Raw genomic sequence first — 17718 nt, 5'->3', positions numbered from 1 at the left:
GTAGCGGCCATAGTCGCGGATCGGCTGATGGCGCTTCCAGCCGGAATATTTCTGGCCATGCCGCCAGTTGTTGCGCTTCACGACGACGACCTTCTTCTTGTAAACGCGCTTCCTCACATCGCTGTGGTGGCCGGGCTTCTGCCAGTCGACCTGACTGTAGTTCGACTGCGGCGCGTTCGGCGCATTCAGCGGTGCGGCCTGGCCGGTGAGCGACGTGGCGGCCAGCATCGAGAAAGCGAGTGCGGAAAGGACGATGCGTTTCATGAGAAGTCTCCTTGGTTGTCGATATCGAAGCAGTAGCTGCCCATCGATGAACCGAAACTGAACGCACGCATTACAATTATGTAATGGATTCCTTGATTTACCCAAGGAAGCTGAACATGATCGCAAAGGCAGGAGCCAGTCGCATCGCAAACTCGGCCTATCCGCCGCTTCGCGCCCGCCCAGCAATGCAACCATTTGCGCGTCCGTCCATTTTCCGACACCGCCTGTCGCGCGGCAACGGCCCTTGAAATCGACAAGATTTTATTATCCGGCTAAAATATTCGAGCTATTATAAGTCACCGCCATGAACATGATTCGTTCCCTCGTTTTTCCTTCTGATCGCCACGCAAAACAGGGCGGGCGCCCTGTTTGCATGCGGGGGACGAAATGAGCGGGTCCGTCGTCCTTCTGCATCTGGCCGGCGCCGTGGCGCTGATGCTGTTTGCCACCCGCATGGTGAAGACCGGCGTTGAACGCGCCTATGGCGACGTGCTGCGCCATCGCCTCCGCGCCACCATGCGCAATCCGATCATGGCGGTGCTGGCCGGCACCGGCCTTGCCATCGCCCTGCAGAGCTCCACCGCCGTCACGCTGCTGGTCGGCTCCTTCGCCGGCTCTGGCATCGTCTCGGGCGCCGCGGGTCAATTGGCAGTGCGCGGCGCCGAAATCGGATCGGCGCTGGTGGTCAAGCTGCTGACCTTCGACCTCACCTTGCTGGTGCCGCTGTGCCTGATCACCGGCACGGTCATGTTCATGGCCACCGAGCGGCGCGACTGGCGCCAGTCCGGCCGCATCCTGGTCGGCATCGGCCTTCTGATCCTCTCGCTGGAGATGATCGGCCAGGCATCGGAGCCCCTGCGCAACAGCCAGCTCATGCCGGTCATCATCAACTACTTCTCGACCGATTCCATCACCGCCTATCTGCTGGCGGCACTGATCACCTGGCTGTTCCAGTCGAGCATCGCGGCGGTGCTGTTGATGGCGACGCTGGCAGGCCGTGGCCTGATCACGCCCGAACTTGGCGTCGTTCTCATCCTTGGCGTCAACCTCGGCTCCTCGATCATCGCGCCGATGCTGACCCGTTCGTCGAGCCCCGAGGTGCGCGTCGTGCCGATCGGCAATCTCCTGATGCGCGGGCTTGGCTCGCTGGTCATGCTGATCCTGGTCATGATCTTCAGGCCGCACTTCGCCTTTCTCGGTTCGACGGCGGCGGACCAGATCGTCAATGCCCACATCCTGTTCAATGTGCTGATCCTGCTCGCCGGCCTGCCGCTGGCAGGCTTCGTCTACCGCGCTTCGGAGAAGATCGTCGCACTTGGCACCAAGCCCGTGCCGGCCGCCTCGCTTGACGTCGTCGAGCTGTCCGCGCTCAACGAAAGCGCGCTCGACGTGCCGAGCCAGGCGCTGGCCAATGCCACCCGCGAGGTGGTGCGGGTCTGCGAGACGATCGAGATCATGCTCAAGCGTATCATCGAACTCTATGAAAGTGCCGACGCCGACAAGATCAAGGCGCTGGCCGCACTCGACGACCGCGTCGACCGCAAGCACGCCGCGATCAAGCTCTACCTCGCCAAACTGACCAGGAACCCGCTGACCGAGGACGAGGCGCTGCGCTGCCAGGAACTGATCGGCGCCTGCGTCAAGCTCGAGCAGGTCGGCGACATCATCGTGCGCAACATGCTGGTGCATGTGAAGAAGAAGTTCGAGCGCGGACTGGAATTCACCGACGAGGGCTGGGCCGAGCTGTGCGCCTTCCATGGCTCGGTTCTGGCCAATGCGCGGCTTGCCTTCAACGTTCTGGTGTCGCGCGATCCCGAGACCGCCCGTCAGCTGGTGCTGGAAAAGGACCGGCTGCGCGACCGCGAAAAGGAAACCAGCGCCAGCCATTTCGTGCGGCTGCGCGACGGCACCGCCAAGAGCGTCGAAACCAGCTCGATCCATCTCGACACCATCCGCGACCTGAAACAGATCAATTCGCTGCTGGCCTCGATGGCCTATCCGGTGCTTGAAGAGCGCGGCCTGCTGACGGGGTCGCGGTTGAAGGCGAGCTGAGAAGCGCCACTTTCCCTTCTCCCCTGGGGAGAAGGGAAGCGGCTGCTCGCATCCAATTCAAGAAAACCTAAACTCGCGACAAAAATTTCTGGATTGCCCGCAAAGCCCATCCGTGGTTTGAGGCGCTTCCAGCTAAGGCTTCCCCATGTCGCTTCCGCTCATCGCCCTGTTCATCGCCGCCTTTGCCTTCGGCACCACCGAATTCGTCATTGCCGGCGTGCTGCCGCAGGTGGCGCAAGGCCTGGGCGTCTCGGTTCCCTCCGCCGGCTATCTCGTCTCCGGCTATGCCGGCGGCATCGCCATCGGCGGCCCGCTGCTGGCGCTCGCCACCAAGTCATTGTCGCGCAAGAGCCTGCTGCTCGGCCTAGCCATCGCCTTCACCATTGGCCAGGCGGCTTGCGCGCTGGCGCCCGATTTCACCTCGATGCTTCTGTTGCGCATTGCCGTGGCGGTCGCGCATGGCGCCTATTTCGGCGTCGCCATGGTCGTTGCCGTCGGTCTCGTGCGCGAGGACCAGCGCGGCATGGCTGTCGCCGTCATCCTGTCCGGCCTCACCGTCTCCAACGTCATCGGCGTGCCGGCCGGCACCGCGATCGGCAACATCTGGGGCTGGCGTGCGACTTTCTGGGTGATGTGCGCGCTGGGTGTCGCGGCAACGCTTGCCATGGCAGCCCTTTTGCCGCGCACCACCGGCTCATCGGCCAAGCCCGCCGGTTTCGCCCGCGAGGTCCGCGTGCTGGCCCGCCAGCAGGTCTGGACATCGCTGATCCTGATGCTGATGCTGATGATCGGCCAGTTCGGCCTGTTCACCTACATCACGCCGACACTGCTCGAAGTCACCGGTCTCGACGAGAACCTGGTGCCGTGGGTGCTGCTGCTCAACGGCGTCGGCGCGACGCTCGGCGTCTTCCTCGGCGGCAAGCTCTCCGACTGGAAGCTGATGCCGTCATTGATCACCATGCTGGCCCTGCAGGCGGTGACGCTTGGCGTGATCTATGCCGTCAGCCCCTATCCCCTGCCGATGGTTGTGGCGATCGTCATCTGGGGCGGTCTCAACTTCGCCATCGGCACGCCGATCCAGACCCGCATCCTGGCCTGGACGGCAGATGCTTCCAACCTCGCCTCGTCGCTCATTCCCTCCGGCTTCAATGTCGGCATCGCGCTGGCCGCTTCGTTGGGCGCCGCGATGCTGAACAGCGGCTATGGCTACCGCAGCCTGCCGCTGCTGGGCGCCATCGCCATGCTGGTCGCCGTGGCAGTGGCGCTCGCCTCTTATGTCTGGGAAGGGCGCAGCAACGCCACGCCGCCGCTGACAGCCCCAGCCGAGTAGATCACGATCCGGAAAAGTGGACGCCGGTTTTCCGAAAAGATCGTGATCAACCAAAAGCGCTTCACCCGCGCCAGCGCAGCAGGCGCATGGCGTTGGCGGTGACCAGCACGGTCGCGCCGGTATCGGCCAGGATCGCCGGCCACAGGCCGGTGATGCCCAAAATGGTGGTGACCAGGAACACCGCCTTCAGCCCCAGCGCCACGGTGATGTTCTGGCCGATATTGGCCATCACCGCCCGCGACAGTTTCACCATACGCGCGACGTCCATGACGCGGCCGTGCAGGATCGCCGCGTCCGCGGTCTCCAGCGCCACGTCGGTGCCGCCGCCCATGGCAATGCCAATGTCGGCGGCCGCGAGCGCCGGCGCGTCGTTGATGCCGTCACCGACCTTGGCGACCTTGAAACCCTCGCGCTGCAATTCGCCGACGATGCGCTGCTTGTCCTGGGGCAACAGCTCCGCTCGCGCCTCGATGCCGAGCGAAGCGGCGATGGCTTGCGCCGTGCGGCGGTTGTCGCCGGTCAGCATCACCGCGCGGATGCTCTCGGCCTTCAGCGCCGCGATCCCGGCCGCAGCATCCGGCCGCGGCTCGTCGCGCATGGCAATCAGCCCGGCCACCACGCCATCGGCGACCAGCACTGACACCGTCTTGCCCTGGCCGTTGAGGCTGTCGACGGCGAGGCGCTGCGCTTGCGTCATGTCGGCGCGTTCGCCCGCCGCCTGGCCGGAGCCGAGGAAGACGGCGACGCCGCCAACGCTGCCCTCGACACCCTTGCCCGAGATTGCCTTCGCCGCGAGAGCCGGCGGCACCGGCGCCTTGTCGGCCTTGGCCCGGTCCAGGATCGCCATCGCCAACGGATGGCTGGAGCCCTGCTCCAGTGCTGCCGCCAGCGCCAGCACGGTGCGTTCATCCCTTCCATACGCCACGATGTCGGTGACGGCAGGCTTGCCTGCGGTCAGCGTACCGGTCTTGTCGAAGGCGACCGCCGTGATCCGGCGAAAGCCTTCCAGCACCGCACCGCCTTTCATCAATAGGCCACGCCGCGCACCGGTCGCAAGGCCCGCGGCGATCGCCGCCGGGGTCGAGATGACCAGCGCGCAGGGGCAGCCGATCAGCAGGATCGCCAAGCCCTTGTAGATCCATTCGTTCCAGTCGCCGCCGGCAAGCAGCGGCGGCAACAATGCCACCAGCGCACCGACCGCCAGCACCGCCGGCGTGTAGGTGCGCGAGAAGCGGTCGATGAAGCGCTCTGTCGGCGCCTTGGCCTCCTGCGCCTCCTCCACCAGCCGCACGATTCGGGCGATGGTGTTGTCGGAAGCGGCCGCCGTCACCCGCACCTTGAGCACGCCATCGGTGCTGATCGTGCCGGCAAAGACGGCGTCCGCAACGCCCTTGCGCTTCGGCGTGCTCTCGCCGGTCACCGGCGCCTCGTCGATTTCGCTCGCGCCCTCGATGATCTCGCCATCGGCCGGGATGCGGGCGCCCGGCCGCACCAGGATGATGTCGCCGACCGCAAGGTCTTCGGCGGGACACTCCGATGTGCCGCCTGCGCGCTCGACCAAGGCCGTCTTCGGCACCAGATCGGCAAGTCCCTGGATGCTCGCCCGCGCCCGGCCGGCGGCGACACCCTCCAGAAGCTCGCCGATCAGGAAGAGCACCACCACGGCGGCGGCCTCTTCAGTGGCACCGATCATCACGGCGCCTATCGCCGCGATGGTCATCAGCATCTCGATCGAAAACGGCGTGCCGGCCAATGCCGCCATCAGCGCGCGCCGTGCGATCGGCACCAGGCCGACCAACAGCGCGGCCAGGAACACCCCGCGTTCCGCCACCGGGAACAGATGGCCGATGCCGTATGCGGCGAGAAGCGCTGCCGCGCAGGCGAGCGTCAGCACCGCCCGGCGGGAACGCCACCACGCCTGCCCCGTCTCGGAATGGCCATGATCGGGATCGGGATCGTGGCTCGCATGATCGTGGCCTTCATGGTCATTGTGGACGTGATCGGCGTGCGCCTTGTCTGACATCGGCGATACATGTGCCTCTGCCCTGACGATGCCGTAGCCGAGCCGAGCCACCTGCTGCAGCACCCTGCCTTCCGGCAACGCGCCGCCATGGCTGACCGTCATGCTGGCACCGGTCACCGAAACCGAGACATCGGCGACGCCGTCTAGGCGACGCACCGCCGTATCGATCTTGGTTGCGCAAGAGGCGCAATCCATGCCGCCGATCTTGAACCGCGTCTGCCTGATTTTTACCTGGTCGAGGGGCGCCGTCATCACATCACCTGTCTGTCTTGCCCGCGCGGCGTCGCCGCATGGGTCTTGAACGCTGATGTCAGGCACTGTAATTGCTCTAGTCACTAGAGCTTCAAGAGGCAATTCATGTTTTCGATCGGTGATCTCTCGCGCCGCACCGGGGTCAAGGTGCCGACCATCCGCTACTACGAGCAGATGGGCCTTGTTGCCGCACCCGAGCGCTCGGAAGGCAACCAGCGCCGCTATTCCAGGCAGGAGCTGGAGCGGTTGGCCTTCATCCGCCACGCCCGCGATCTCGGTTTCGCCGTCGAGGACATCCGCTCTCTGATCGATTTGAGCGGCCACCCCGAGCAACCCTGCGGCCACGCCGACAAGATCGCCGAGGAGCAACTGATCTCGGTGCGGGAAAAGATTGCCCAGTTGAAGCGGCTCGAGGCCGAGCTCGAACGCATCGCCACGTGCTGCAATGGCCAGACGGTCGGCGACTGCTACGTCATCCGCGCGCTGTCGGATCATGCGCTGTGCGCCGATGAGCATGGTTGAGATACATCCTACAGCTCGATCCGGAACCGCAAACTTTCCGCTCCGCCATAGGCGGCGTCCTCGAAAAAGCGTTCGACGAGCTTGCCGCCATTGGCCAGGATCACCTTGTGCGAGGCCGGATTGCCCGGTTTGGCGGTGATCTCGACGTGAGCCAGGCCGACCGCCCTCGCCTCCTCCAGCATCAGGCGCAGCGCCTGTGTAGCGTAGCCGCGCCGCCGCTTCCACGGCACCACCGCATAGCCGATATGGCCGAGCACATGCGGCGGCAGGTCCGACGTACCCTTCTGCCAGCGAAAGCCGATCGAGCCCGACGCCTCGCCGTCCCAGATCCAGCGGCGGAAGCCTGGCAGGCGCGGCACCTTTTTGCCGTCAGGCAAGGTGATCGGACCGCCCCTGGCCTGGGGATCATCGAGGTCGGCGAGAAAAGCCACGGGATCCCTTTCGATTGCCGCAAGCTGCTCGCGCGTCGCTTCCAGCAATCGCACATTGTCCGGCGACCAGCCGCGTTCGAGTGCCGCCTTGTAGGACGGCAGATGTTCGAACGCGGGTTTGACGATTTCGATCATGGTGCACCGGTGCAGACGCGATGCCCACAAAATAGCATGCTTGACCAGGGAGGCACGGTCCACCAAAGCGCGGCCCCATACGACAAAGGCCGCGCTCCCATCACTGGAAACGCGGCCCTGGCGTTGTGTCCTTGGGAGGACCGGCGATCCGGCGCGGCCGCGCCGGAGCACCTTTAGCGATCTCAGGCGATGTCGAAGCGGTCGGCGTTCATCACCTTGGTCCATGCCGCAACGAAATCCCTGGTGAATTTCGCCTTGGCGTCCGCCGACCCGTAGACCTCGGCAAGCGCGCGCAATTGGGCGTGCGAGCCGAAGATCAGGTCGGCACGGGTGCCGGTCCACTTGACCGCCTTGGTCTTGCGGTCACGCGCCTCGTAGACTTCGTCGGAGCCGGCGGCCGGATCCCAGACCGTGTTCATGCTGAGCAGGTTGACGAAGAAGTCGTTGGTCAACGTACCCGGCCGGTCGGTGAACACGCCGTGCTTCGAGTTGGCCGTGTTGGCGCCGAGCACACGAAGACCGCCGACCAGCACCGTCATTTCGGGTGCGGTCAGCGACAGCAATTGCGCCCGGTCGACCAGCATGGCTTCGACCGACATCGGCTGCTTGCCCCTGACATAGTTGCGGAAGCCATCGACTTTCGGCTCGAGCGCGGCAAAGGAATGGACATCCGTCTGTTCCTGCGAAGCATCCATGCGACCCGGCGTGAACGGCACCTTGGCCTCGTGGCCGCCATCCTTCGCCGCCTTCTCGACAGCGGCGACACCGCCGAGAACGATGAGGTCGGCCAGCGAGATCTTTTTCCCGCCGGTCTGTGCCGCGTTGAACTCCTTCTGGATGGCTTCCAGCCTGGCCAGCACCTTCGACAGTTCCGCCGGCTGGTTAACCTCCCAATCCTTCTGCGGCGCCAGCCGGATGCGTGCACCATTGGCACCACCGCGCTTGTCGGAATTGCGGAACGTCGAGGCCGAGGCCCACGCCGTCGAGACCAATTCGGAAACCGACAGGCCCGATGCCAGGATCTTCGCCTTCAGCGACGCAATGTCCTGCTCGCCGACCAGTTCGTGGTCGACCGCGGGGATCGGATCCTGCCAGATCAGTTCTTCCTTGGGCACGAGCGGGCCGAGATAGCGAACGACCGGACCCATGTCGCGATGGGTCAGCTTGAACCATGCGCGGGCAAAGGCGTCGGCGAACTGGTCCGGATGCTCATGGAAGCGCCGCGAGATCTTCTCGTAGGCCGGATCGACCCGCAGCGCGAGATCGGTCGTCAGCATGGCAGGCGCGCGGCGCTTGGACGGATCGTGGGCATCCGGCACGGTTCCGGCGCCGGCGCCGCCCTTCGGCGTCCACTGATGAGCGCCCGCCGGGCTCGTGGTCAGCTCCCATTCGAAGTTGAACAGATTGTCGAAGAAGTTGTTGCTCCACTTGGTCGGCGTCGTGGTCCAGGTCACCTCGAGGCCCGAGGTGATGGCATCGCCGGCGATGCCCGTGGCATGCTTGCTCGACCAGCCGAGGCCCTGCGCCTCGATGCCGGCGCCTTCCGGCTCCGCACCCACAAGCGAGGCATCGCCGGCGCCGTGGGTTTTGCCGAAGGTGTGGCCGCCGGCGATCAGCGCCACGGTCTCCTCGTCGTTCATGGCCATGCGGCCGAACGTCTCGCGAATATCGCGTGCCGAGGCCAGCGGATCCGGCTTGCCGTTCGGCCCTTCCGGATTGACATAGATCAGTCCCATCTGGACGGCGCCGAGATGGCCCTGGAGTTCGCGGTCGCCGGAGTAGCGCTTGTCGTCGAGCCACTTGGTTTCCGAACCCCAATCGACGTCCTGTTCGGGTTCCCAGACGTCGGCGCGGCCGCCAGCGAAACCGAAGGTCTTGAAGCCCATCGATTCCAGCGCGACGTTGCCGGTGAGGATCAGCAGGTCGGCCCAGGAGATCTTGCGCCCATATTTCTGCTTGACCGGCCACAGCAGCCGGCGCGCCTTGTCGAGATTGGCATTGTCCGGCCAGCTGTTGAGCGGAGCAAAACGCTGCTGGCCGGCCCCGGCGCCGCCACGGCCGTCGCCGATGCGGTAGGTGCCGGCACTGTGCCAGGCCATGCGGATGAACAGCGGCCCGTAATGGCCGAAGTCGGCCGGCCACCAATCCTGCGAATCCGTCATCACCTGGTGCAGGTCCTTGATCACCGCATCGAGATCGAGCGACTTGAATTCCTCGGCATAGTCGAACTCTTCGCCCATCGGGTCCGAAAGGTTCGACTGCTGATGGAGAACGCCAAGGTCCAGTTGGTTCGGCCACCAGTCACGGTTCGTCCTGCTGGAGGATCCGTGCGCAACGGGGCATTTGCCGGCACTGGGATCATCGGTCTGTGCGTCCATGTTCTTCTCTCCGATCGTGGCTGTGTTGAGCTGTTCAACTGCTGCGTGAACAGGGACACAAAAATGTCCCTGTAGGCGGTCCGTTTCATGGCTGGCGCGATGACCTGAGCCCGATACGCGACCGAATATGTTGGATGTCCTGTTGCTGCGGGCATGCGCCTCACCAGGCGGTCCCGGCTGCTCCTCATCTTCGTTACGACTCCTATAGCAAAGCCGCTTGATTAATTTAAGTTGGATTTCCTGATTGCAGCGATAAGATGACATTATGACAAACCTGACGCTGAAGCAGCTGCGTTATTTCGAGGCGCTGGCCCGGCACAATCATTTCGGCCGCGCCGCCGATGCCTGCTCGATCTCGCAGCCCGCCATCTCGGTGCAGATCCGGGAGTTGGAGGAAACGCTGGGCACGGAGCTTTTCCAAAGAGGCCCACGCCAGGTCCGGCTGACCAATTTCGGCGAGGAATTCGCCTTGCGCGTCCGCGACATCCTGCGCTCGGTGGATGAGCTGACGGATCTGGCCCGCGCCTCGCGCGACCGGCTGGTGGGACGGTTGCGCATCGGCGTGATCCCGACGATCGCACCCTACCTCCTGCCTGCCATCATCGGCAACCTCGCCCGCATGCATGACGGGCTCGATATCCACGTGCGCGAAACGCAAACGCAAAAGCTGATCCAGGAACTGGCCGACGGCCGGCTTGACGCGGCCATCGTCGCCTTGCCGGTGTCGGAACCCTCGCTGACGGAAATCGTGCTGTTTGCCGAGAACTTCGTGCTGGTCCGGCCCGGCGAGGACGAGGGAAAGCCGGTCCCCAACCGCGAAATGCTGCGCGAGATGCGGCTGCTCCTGCTGGAGGAAGGCCATTGTTTTCGCGACCAGGCGCTGTCGTTCTGCAACATGCATTCGGCGCGGCCAAGGGAGTTGCTGGACGGCAGCTCGCTGTCGACCCTGGTGCAGATGGTCGGCGCCGGTGTCGGCGTCACCTTGATTCCCGAAATGGCCGTGCCGGTGGAGACGCGCTCGGCGGCGGTGTCTGTCGCCCACTTTGCCAACCCCCAACCGTCGCGGACGATCGGCATGATCTGGCGCAAGACAAGCCCGATCGCCAAACAGCTGATGCTTATATCCGAAGTGGTTCGCCAGGCGGCCGAAACGTTGCGCGCGCAGCACAATCCGGCATCGGTTGAGCTGAACTTGGTAGCAGCCGCCCAATGAAGGCTTGGCTGACCCGATCGTCAGCCTGCCGCGTGGAACCGGATCTCGCCCTTGTTCAGGAAGCAGGTCTTGTTGAACAGCGACAGATCCAGAGGGTTCGGCAACCGCACATCGCCGATATCGGGAACCGGCTTCTGCGCCGGGTCGTAGGACCGGTCGATCTGCGAGATGAAGACGAGGATCAATCCCCTGTCGCCGGCAAACGCTTTCAGCGTGCGAACCTGCGCCATCAGCTCCGGATTTTGCCGCTTTTGGTCGAGCAGTTGCAGGTAGTCGATCACCACCAGCGTGCCGCGCGGCGCCGAGCCCAATGCCTTGACGATGTAGTCGGCGCTGATGGCGTCGGAATTGTCGAACACGAACCGGTCGTTGAACTGCACCGGGTCTGCCCCGATGGCTCGAAATCGGTCGAGCACATCCCGCTGCGTATACTCCAGCGTGAAGAACACGCCCCGACTGCCGGACTTCATGGCTTCGATTGCCAGTTCGAGACTCATCAGCGTCTTGCCGTGGCCGGGTCGTGCACCCACCAGGACCAGATCGCCGGGCGCAAGTTGCGCAAACAGTGTGCCGGCAGGCGCCGCCCCGGCTGCCTTGGCCGCAAGCAGGCTCCAACTGGCGAAGCCTTCCCGTACTGCAACACGGTCAAGCGCTTCGTGGAGCGGAATTTTGGCCTCGCGGGACAACAGCCTGGCTTGACGCTTCAGATGATAGATGGGCGCGGACAGCTTCATGACAAACCTCCTGGTGCGAGCCGTTTTCGCAACCCCTCCTTATGCCAAGCGCTCGAACAGTTGGTTCGGTGATGAGAGAGCCCTGCATGGATGATGCTTTCCCGGCGGAGGGAGGAGGCGTGAGCCACGCCAGAATCAGATGATAGCTCAATCCCTGCGTATCGAAAATCGCGGAACTCGAGAGATCAGGTTCCGAACCCGCGGCTTTTCGCGATAGGAATTTTTTCTTGACTCCCTGCACTCAGCTATGGTACATATTTGTCCATGGTGCTGATTTGCGCCGATGGCCCGCCGCACAGGCGGGTTTTTCGTTTGATGCTCCGTCAGCCAACGCGCCGACGAGCTCGAAGGAACCCGCCAACCCGAGTTCGTTGCCCTGCTTCAAGGATACGAAGACGTCCGCCGCAAGCCTGGAGCCAGCATGTCGGCGTAGGGCCGTTGCATGCGTCGACCTGCTTTGCGGATCTTCATGCGGGCGCGCTAAACAAGATGTGTTTCGCCTGATAATGCGAGGCCATCTATGATCGATTCTCGCGGCAATACCGCAAGAAATCGCCATTCGCTTCGACAGGAGAATTGATCCGGTGCGGTTGAGATCTGTTTGTCTGGGCGTCGTCGCCAGCTTTTTCGTCGCCGTCATCGCCGTGACGGTGTCGGCTCGATCCTTTGCCGCATCATCTGACGTTCCGGCCTGGTTGCAGGCTCATGTCGGCAACAGCGAGGGCCAGATCTCACAAATTGTCCTCGAACGAGCCCGCGCGCTTTATCGGAAGAAGGTCGCCCAAGGGGCCGTCAAGAACCCCTGCTACTTCGCCATGGATGCGACACGCCCCAGCGATCTGGGCAATGGCGTGCTCGGCCGCCGCTACTACGTCATCTGCGAGGCCAGCGAGTCCTTCCGCGCGATTTCGTCGGGTCATGGCAGCGGGCGGAATCTGAAGGGCGTCGTCGATTTTTCGAATGGCAAGCGGTGCGCTAGGAACTTCGGCAATGCGATGGATTCATCGTTGACGGCCGGCGGCGCCTATATGACCCGCGAGGCGAAAACCTCGTTCAAGGGTTATTACCGCACTGGTGCGAAACGGGACGTGGCTTTCCAGCGCACCTTCATCCAGTTCGACGGCGAAGGCGAAGCCGCGAACGCCAGGCAGCGGGTGATCGGCGGCCACGCGGCCCAGGTGCTGCACGGCCTGTGCCTGCGCAAAAATCCGAACAGCTCGCATGCCGACCATGACGGCTTCGTACCGTTCGGCAAGCTGGTGGATTATGCCGGCGGCCGCAGCAATGGCTGCACCAGTTGGTCGCCGGCGGATGCGCAGCAGATTATCCCGATGGTCAAGGACAATCCGACGACGCTCTACATCTACCCGGAATCGCGCGACATCGCCGCGGTCGCAGCCAACCATTCACAGCCGGGCGCCTATTGGAACGCGTCCTGCCTGAAGGAAATCGGCACACCGAAATTCTGGCCGCGAAAGACCCTCGAGCCGATCATCGCCCAATACAGGAAGGATCATCCGGCACCGCCGCCGCAGCCAGTGCCGATTTGCACGCAGCCGTGACGTCCGCTTCGGCATGCGAACCATGCGCATTGATCAGCAACCCGTCGTGAACCGGTATCGATCCCGATCTCCGAGGTTTGCCAGCGTCTGACTCCCCGCGCGTCGTCGATGTCGGCAAGCCAAAGGCTGGGATAGGTTCATTTGTAACCTCGGCGCGTTGGTCCCCAGAGACAACGCGCGCCCATGGCGCGGGCGGCCGCCGCCGAGAAGGCCGCCGAAACGAAAGGCGCATCCGGTCGTTCCGCCGCCGCGCGCAAGGCAGTGCGGACCAAGGGTACCCGCGGCAGGAAGGAAGCGGCACAGAAGGCTGCCAGAACGCGAACACATCACGCTTACATTGAACGTCTTCTTCGAGGACTGGCGCTCCGGGTGACGACTATGATCGAGAGGCGATCACATGGGTAATCGCCTGCGCCTCGCATCTTCCCGCCGCGTTGTATGTCGCGAACGGATCGGGAGTGGCTGAATGCTCCTGGCGAGGAGAGTTCCCGGTGCCGTGCCAGGCCGATTGGTTGGAACCAACGGCCTGCTCTCCAGTTAGAAAGCCAGCAAGTCTGGTTGTAGCCTTGCCGCCATGTGACCGACGGTTTCAAGGCCGCCGATTGAGCTTCGGAAGCGTGGAGAGCACGCTTGATGGAGAAAATCATGAACCAATGGTCAAATGCCAAGCTCTGTGACGTAGCAAATCTGGTCCTCGGAGCAATTCTCTTCTTCTCTCCATGGATATTCGCCTTCGCGGCAGGGACACAGTCCCAGAATGCCATGGGCAGCGGCATCGTGATTGTCGTGCTTTCGGTTGCCGCCCTCTTCGCCTTTGCTGTCTGGGAGGAATGGCTGAACCTCGTTGTGGGTCTTTGGGTAGTCGTGTCTCCCTGGGTGCTTGGATTCCAGGCAACCACAGCCATGGGCGTGCATGTTGTAATCGGCGTTCTGGTCGCGGTTCTGGCTGCGATCGAGCTGTGGATGATGAACCAGAACCCGCCGACGCAGTCTACGGCCTAGCAGGACTGGGCGTCCTTGCGGCGGCCTGATCGTGACGGATTGGCCGCCGACAAATTGGCATCCCGCTGGGTCGCCGATGATGGTGGAAAATCATCTGACGGTGGCCCGCCGGGAGGCCAGCGTGCCTGCCGCCGCAACCTCGGCTGCACAGCCGCTGACGACAGCCCTGCAGACAGCGTCGCCGAAAGCCAGACAACAGGAGGTATGCCGACATGAAAGCAATCCGCATCCACGCTTTTGGCGGACCTGAGGTTCTTTCGATCGATCAGGTCCCCTCGCCTCAGCCCCTTGACGACGAGGTTGTGCTCAGGGTCCGCGCCGCAAGCGTCAATCCGATCGACTACAAGACCCGCGAAGGGTCGGTGAGCGAGACCCTGCCGGTCACGCTCGGGCGCGACGTATCCGGCACGGTGGAAATATGCGGTACGCGGGCGCATACGTTGAAGAAGGGCGACCCGTTGTTTGCGATGCTTGGTCATGACCGGGGCGGCAATGCCGAATATGTCGTGGTCAAGGCGACGGAGGCGGCTGCCAAACCGGATCGTCTAAGCCATGTCGAAGCCGCGGCGGTGCCGCTTGCCGGCATCACCGCATGGCAAGGCCTTTTCGATCATGGCGGCCTCAAATCCGGACAACGGGTTCTCATCCATGGCGGCGCCGGCGGCGTCGGTCATCTGGCGATCCAGCTGGCCAAGGCCGCGGGCGCGTTCGTCGCGACAACCGTTTCCGCCGAGGACGTCGTTTTCGTGCGTGAGCTTGGCGCCGATCAGACGGTCGACTACAAGAATCAGCGTTTCGAAGAGGTCGTCGATGCGGTCGACCTGGTGTTCGATCTTGTCGCGGGCGACACGCAGGAGCGCTCCTGGGAGGTGCTCAAGCCTGGCGGGACGCTCGTTTCCACGCTTTCCCAACCGTCGCAGGAAAAGGCAAACTTGCGTCGGGCGCGTGGCGTCTCCTACCTGGCCGAGCCGAATGCGGCGCATCTTGCCGAGATCGGCCGCCTCATCGAGGCCGGCAAGGTCACCCCCTTCGTGCAAGCCACCTACCCGCTTGGAGAGGTCGCCAAAGCGGAAGAACGGCTGGAAAATGAGCATGTGCGTGGCAAGATCGTGCTTGAGGTTTCCGCCTAGCGCGAGTTGATGCTCCTGCCCCTCTCGAACGGGTTATCCGATCCGCGCCTCGCCGTCGCTGTCCGGCACGTTTGGAAACAGCACCTTCAGCTTGTGTTCCGCGCTTGCCCAACTGCGCCTGTGATGTTGCCACAGGCACCAGTTGCTCACCGCAAAAATGCCGACAGTCACGGCGAGACTGACCATCGAGCCAACGACAACCTTGAGCATCACGCCGGCAAAGACACCGGCGATGGCACCGTTGACGACATTCACCATCCCTGCGGTTCCGGCGAACGCTTGCCAGGGCCTTGGCTTGAGGCCGACATCGGCCAGCAGAGCCGTTTGGTTGTCATGGGTGGAGTGAACCAGATAGCGCGCCATCGAAGGGGTGAGCTCGGTGTAGCAGTGCCTGATGCGTGCCATGCCGCGGGCGTGGACCATGTCTTCGATGGCCACCTGCACAGCCCTGACGAATGTCACCAGCCCAATGAAGTAGAGGCACGGCAACAGGATCAGGCTGAACAGCATGAAAGGAAGCCCCATCCTCGTCACCTGGGCCACGAAAGCAAGGGCGATCGTGGCGCTGGATACCGAAGTCAGGAACAAATTTGCGCGCTGATTCGCCTCCTGAATAGTCGCCGCCCTGGCGGTCCCCAGCACCAAATGCTCCGTCGTCATCATCTGCAGGAGTTGCTGTCGGTTCTCGCCTTCAGTGGTTTTTGTCTTCCTTGCAGGCATCGCAAAAAACCCGTTGCAGGACGCGCAACCAGCTCCTCAAAGCCGCCCACCCAGGAACGAACTGCTTCGGAAGGGGTTCCGGCGCAACCAAGACCGCTACCGTGGATCCCGGGGCAGAGCCGGATCACAGGCCGAGCCAATTTTGTCGACAGATAGCGAAACGATTGTCCCTGAGCATCGTTTCGAAACCAGACATGAATTTGATGAGGAGGCGATGATGAGCGCTACCGGTTTGGATGTCTTTGACAGGACGCTGCAGACAACCAACATCTGGCTCGACGAGATCATGGACGATCATGGTCCGGATCGGCGAATTGCATGGCACATATTGGGCGCGGTCCTGCGGACCGTAAGGGACAGGCTGCAGATCGGGCTTGCGGCCAAACTTGGGGCGGAACTGCCGCTCCTGGTGCGCGGCGCCTATTACGACCACTACCGGCCCGCAGCCGAGCCGGACAAAACGCGCTCCCTGGAAAACTTCTCGCAGCACATCGGCGAGGAATTGAAATCGATCCGCCCCGTCGATCCCGAGGATGCAGCACGCTCGGTGTTCCGAGTTCTTGCACGGCATATTGATCTTGGCCAATCGGCTAAGGTGCGCGATGCGCTGCCGAAGGAAATCCAGGCGCTCTGGCCCGAAAGCCTCGGTGTCAAATAGAGATGGCACGAATCTGGCGGCTCCCCGGACAGCCAGGCCGAGGCTGGCGCCCCTGTCGGGCGTCAGTCCCGCAAACGGTTGGCGGCATGATCCTGATGCTGCTCGGTCGCGACCTGCCTGGAGTCCAAACCGCGTTCTTTGGAATGCTGTGCCTTGTCGCGATTGGACAGAACCTTGTTTTCTTCGAGCTTGTCTTTTGGCGTCACGGTCATGGCGCCTGTGCCGGAACCCTTTCCTTGTGAACCTGCTCCGATGTGCTTCTTGCTGCCGTGTGCCATGGGCTGCCTCCAATCTATGACGAATGTTCCAGGAGCGTTGCTGGTCCGTGACGCGCTTTAGTCGTCGGCACGGTTCTTGTGATGGGCGCTTTCCTGATTCTTGCCGCGAAGCATGTTGCGGTCGTCTGGATCGACGAGGTCCGGTGTATCGGTCCTCATGTCCGCTCCCTTGCGCAGTGCTTCGCGTTCCGCCGCTGATCGTTTCAGATCCGCCTCGGCATCAAAATCCTTGCCGGCGTTCTTTGTGTTTTCCCGCTCTTCAATGATGCGAATTTGTTGATCGTGGGTTTTGCGTCCAGTCATCGCTTTCCTCCGGCGTGTTCGTGTCGGCGCCCGAAAGTGGTGCGTCGCCGGCCGTCTCTAAGGTCGGTTACGGCGTTTGCCTGTCCGAGCCTGCCTTCGTGCTGATAATGGCAAGGTGACGGGATCGTTCCGAAAGGCGTTGAAAAGCTTCTCGCCAGATGGCTCCGCTCGGCCCGGCGCTCACATTGACGCAGGCTCCGGCTGGCGCCCGCCCTTGTGAACCGCAGCGTCCTTTGAACGCTCGGCAACCGCCGGGCTGGTGCCGGATGCCTTTGCCGTCGCGGCACTCGGCTCCGCGCAGAAATCGATGACAGCCTGGATGAACTCCGCCGGATATTCGATGTTCGACAGATGGACCGCAGGCAGCACAACCAGCTTCGCGCCGGGTACCGTCGCGGCGATCAGCTCGCTGTGGCTGGCTGCCGTCACCGTGTCGTGCCGACCAGCGATCACCAGCGTCGGCCGGGGTATCAGTGCCACGGTGCGGCGAAGGTCCGCGTCGCGAACCGCCGCGAACAGACCCGCCAGGCCCTGCCGGTCGATAGCCAGCAGCATGGCGCGAAAGTCTTCGACCACAGGCTCGTTGGCGGCAACCAGCGACGCGGGGAACCAGTTGCTCAGGAACGTCTCGGCGGTTTCCGACATGTCCCGCGCCTGGCGCACCGCAGCGATCCGCTCGTCGAAATAGCTTGCCGGCGCCAGATGCGACGAGGTGTTGCTCAGGATCAGCC

The 17718-nt window shown here is 63.3% G+C and carries 16 protein-coding genes and 1 pseudogene; 8 read left to right on the top strand and 9 right to left on the bottom strand.

All coding sequences use genetic code 11. The features are described from left to right. A partial coding sequence (locus tag EN949_RS21700) for a hypothetical protein (RefSeq protein ID WP_127371771.1) occupies positions 1-264 on the bottom strand: 264 nt, incomplete at its 3' end. A 387-nt stretch (positions 265-651) separates the two neighbouring features. On the opposite strand from EN949_RS21700, the gene EN949_RS21695 reads away from it, so the two are divergent. Together EN949_RS21695 and EN949_RS21690 are read left to right on the top strand one after the other, a co-directional pair. After that, positions 652-2316, top strand: a complete 1665-nt coding sequence (locus EN949_RS21695; protein ID WP_013530146.1) for a Na/Pi cotransporter family protein — start codon at positions 652-654, stop codon at positions 2314-2316. Positions 2317-2461: 145 nt separating this feature from the next. Beyond that, positions 2462-3646 carry an MFS transporter gene (locus tag EN949_RS21690; protein WP_024505485.1) on the top strand — a complete coding sequence of 395 codons (1185 nt, stop codon included), beginning with the start codon at positions 2462-2464 and terminating at the stop codon, positions 3644-3646. A gap of 61 nt (positions 3647-3707) precedes the next feature. On the opposite strand, the gene EN949_RS21685 is transcribed toward EN949_RS21690, so the two are convergent. Beyond that, on the bottom strand, positions 3708-5921 hold the full coding sequence (locus EN949_RS21685) for a heavy metal translocating P-type ATPase (protein WP_063168779.1): 2214 nt from the start codon (positions 5919-5921) through the stop codon (positions 3708-3710). 105 nt (positions 5922-6026) lie between these two features. On the opposite strand from EN949_RS21685, the gene EN949_RS21680 reads away from it, so the two are divergent. Then, complete coding sequence (locus EN949_RS21680) at positions 6027-6443, top strand: helix-turn-helix domain-containing protein (protein WP_013530143.1); 417 nt, start codon at positions 6027-6029, stop codon at positions 6441-6443. A gap of 8 nt (positions 6444-6451) precedes the next feature. Here EN949_RS21680 and EN949_RS21675 read toward each other — a convergent pair whose 3' ends face one another. Both EN949_RS21675 and katG read right to left on the bottom strand, forming a co-directional pair. Continuing rightward, positions 6452-7009 carry a GNAT family N-acetyltransferase gene (locus EN949_RS21675; protein WP_013530142.1) on the bottom strand — a complete coding sequence of 186 codons (558 nt, stop codon included), beginning with the start codon at positions 7007-7009 and terminating at the stop codon, positions 6452-6454. 182 nt (positions 7010-7191) lie between these two features. Next, positions 7192-9387 (bottom strand): catalase/peroxidase HPI, encoded by a 2196-nt coding sequence (gene katG, locus EN949_RS21670; RefSeq protein ID WP_063168780.1) that lies wholly within the window; start codon positions 9385-9387, stop codon positions 7192-7194. Positions 9388-9652: 265 nt separating this feature from the next. Between katG and EN949_RS21665 the strand changes: the two genes are divergently transcribed. Next, positions 9653-10600 carry a hydrogen peroxide-inducible genes activator gene (locus EN949_RS21665; RefSeq protein ID WP_013530140.1) on the top strand — a complete coding sequence of 316 codons (948 nt, stop codon included), beginning with the start codon at positions 9653-9655 and terminating at the stop codon, positions 10598-10600. A 20-nt stretch (positions 10601-10620) separates the two neighbouring features. Here EN949_RS21665 and EN949_RS21660 read toward each other — a convergent pair whose 3' ends face one another. After that, the gene (locus EN949_RS21660; protein WP_013530139.1) at positions 10621-11334 is read right to left on the bottom strand and encodes a DNA helicase; all 714 of its coding nucleotides are present in this window, start codon (positions 11332-11334) and stop codon (positions 10621-10623) included. 584 nt (positions 11335-11918) lie between these two features. Between EN949_RS21660 and EN949_RS21655 the strand changes: the two genes are divergently transcribed. The 3 genes from EN949_RS21655 to EN949_RS21640 all read left to right on the top strand — a co-directional run bounded on the left by EN949_RS21655 (position 11919) and on the right by EN949_RS21640 (position 15028). Then, a complete protein-coding gene (locus EN949_RS21655) occupies positions 11919-12896 on the top strand; it encodes a hypothetical protein (protein ID WP_063168781.1) in 978 nt (325 codons plus the stop codon). 645 nt (positions 12897-13541) lie between these two features. After that, positions 13542-13898: an SPW repeat protein gene (locus EN949_RS21645; protein WP_027162069.1), complete on the top strand. Its 357-nt coding sequence runs from the start codon at positions 13542-13544 to the stop codon at positions 13896-13898. A gap of 212 nt (positions 13899-14110) precedes the next feature. Further along, positions 14111-15028, top strand: coding sequence for an NADP-dependent oxidoreductase (locus EN949_RS21640; protein WP_013530136.1), 918 nt, complete (start codon positions 14111-14113; stop codon positions 15026-15028). 33 nt (positions 15029-15061) lie between these two features. On the opposite strand, the gene EN949_RS21635 is transcribed toward EN949_RS21640, so the two are convergent. Next, on the bottom strand, positions 15062-15691 hold the full coding sequence (locus EN949_RS21635; protein WP_245459073.1) for a hypothetical protein: 630 nt from the start codon (positions 15689-15691) through the stop codon (positions 15062-15064). Between the two features lie 274 nt (positions 15692-15965). On the opposite strand from EN949_RS21635, the gene EN949_RS21630 reads away from it, so the two are divergent. Further along, on the top strand, positions 15966-16406 hold the full coding sequence (locus EN949_RS21630) for a DUF2267 domain-containing protein (protein WP_013530134.1): 441 nt from the start codon (positions 15966-15968) through the stop codon (positions 16404-16406). 62 nt (positions 16407-16468) lie between these two features. Here EN949_RS21630 and EN949_RS21625 read toward each other — a convergent pair whose 3' ends face one another. The 3 genes and pseudogenes from EN949_RS21625 to EN949_RS21615 all read right to left on the bottom strand — a co-directional run. Further along, positions 16469-16684: a hypothetical protein gene (locus tag EN949_RS21625; RefSeq protein ID WP_063168782.1), complete on the bottom strand. Its 216-nt coding sequence runs from the start codon at positions 16682-16684 to the stop codon at positions 16469-16471. A 57-nt stretch (positions 16685-16741) separates the two neighbouring features. Then, the gene (locus tag EN949_RS21620) at positions 16742-16987 is read right to left on the bottom strand and encodes a hypothetical protein (RefSeq protein WP_013530132.1); all 246 of its coding nucleotides are present in this window, start codon (positions 16985-16987) and stop codon (positions 16742-16744) included. 180 nt (positions 16988-17167) lie between these two features. Next, positions 17168-17718, bottom strand: a pseudogene (locus tag EN949_RS21615) (alpha/beta hydrolase); the annotation flags it as partial.

The sequence above is a fragment of the Mesorhizobium sp. M7A.F.Ca.US.007.01.2.1 genome, from assembly GCF_003998165.1.
Lineage (GTDB): Bacteria > Pseudomonadota > Alphaproteobacteria > Rhizobiales > Rhizobiaceae > Mesorhizobium > Mesorhizobium ciceri.
Note: the sequence above shows the minus strand (reverse complement) of the source record. Positions and strands in the feature narration are given on the sequence as shown.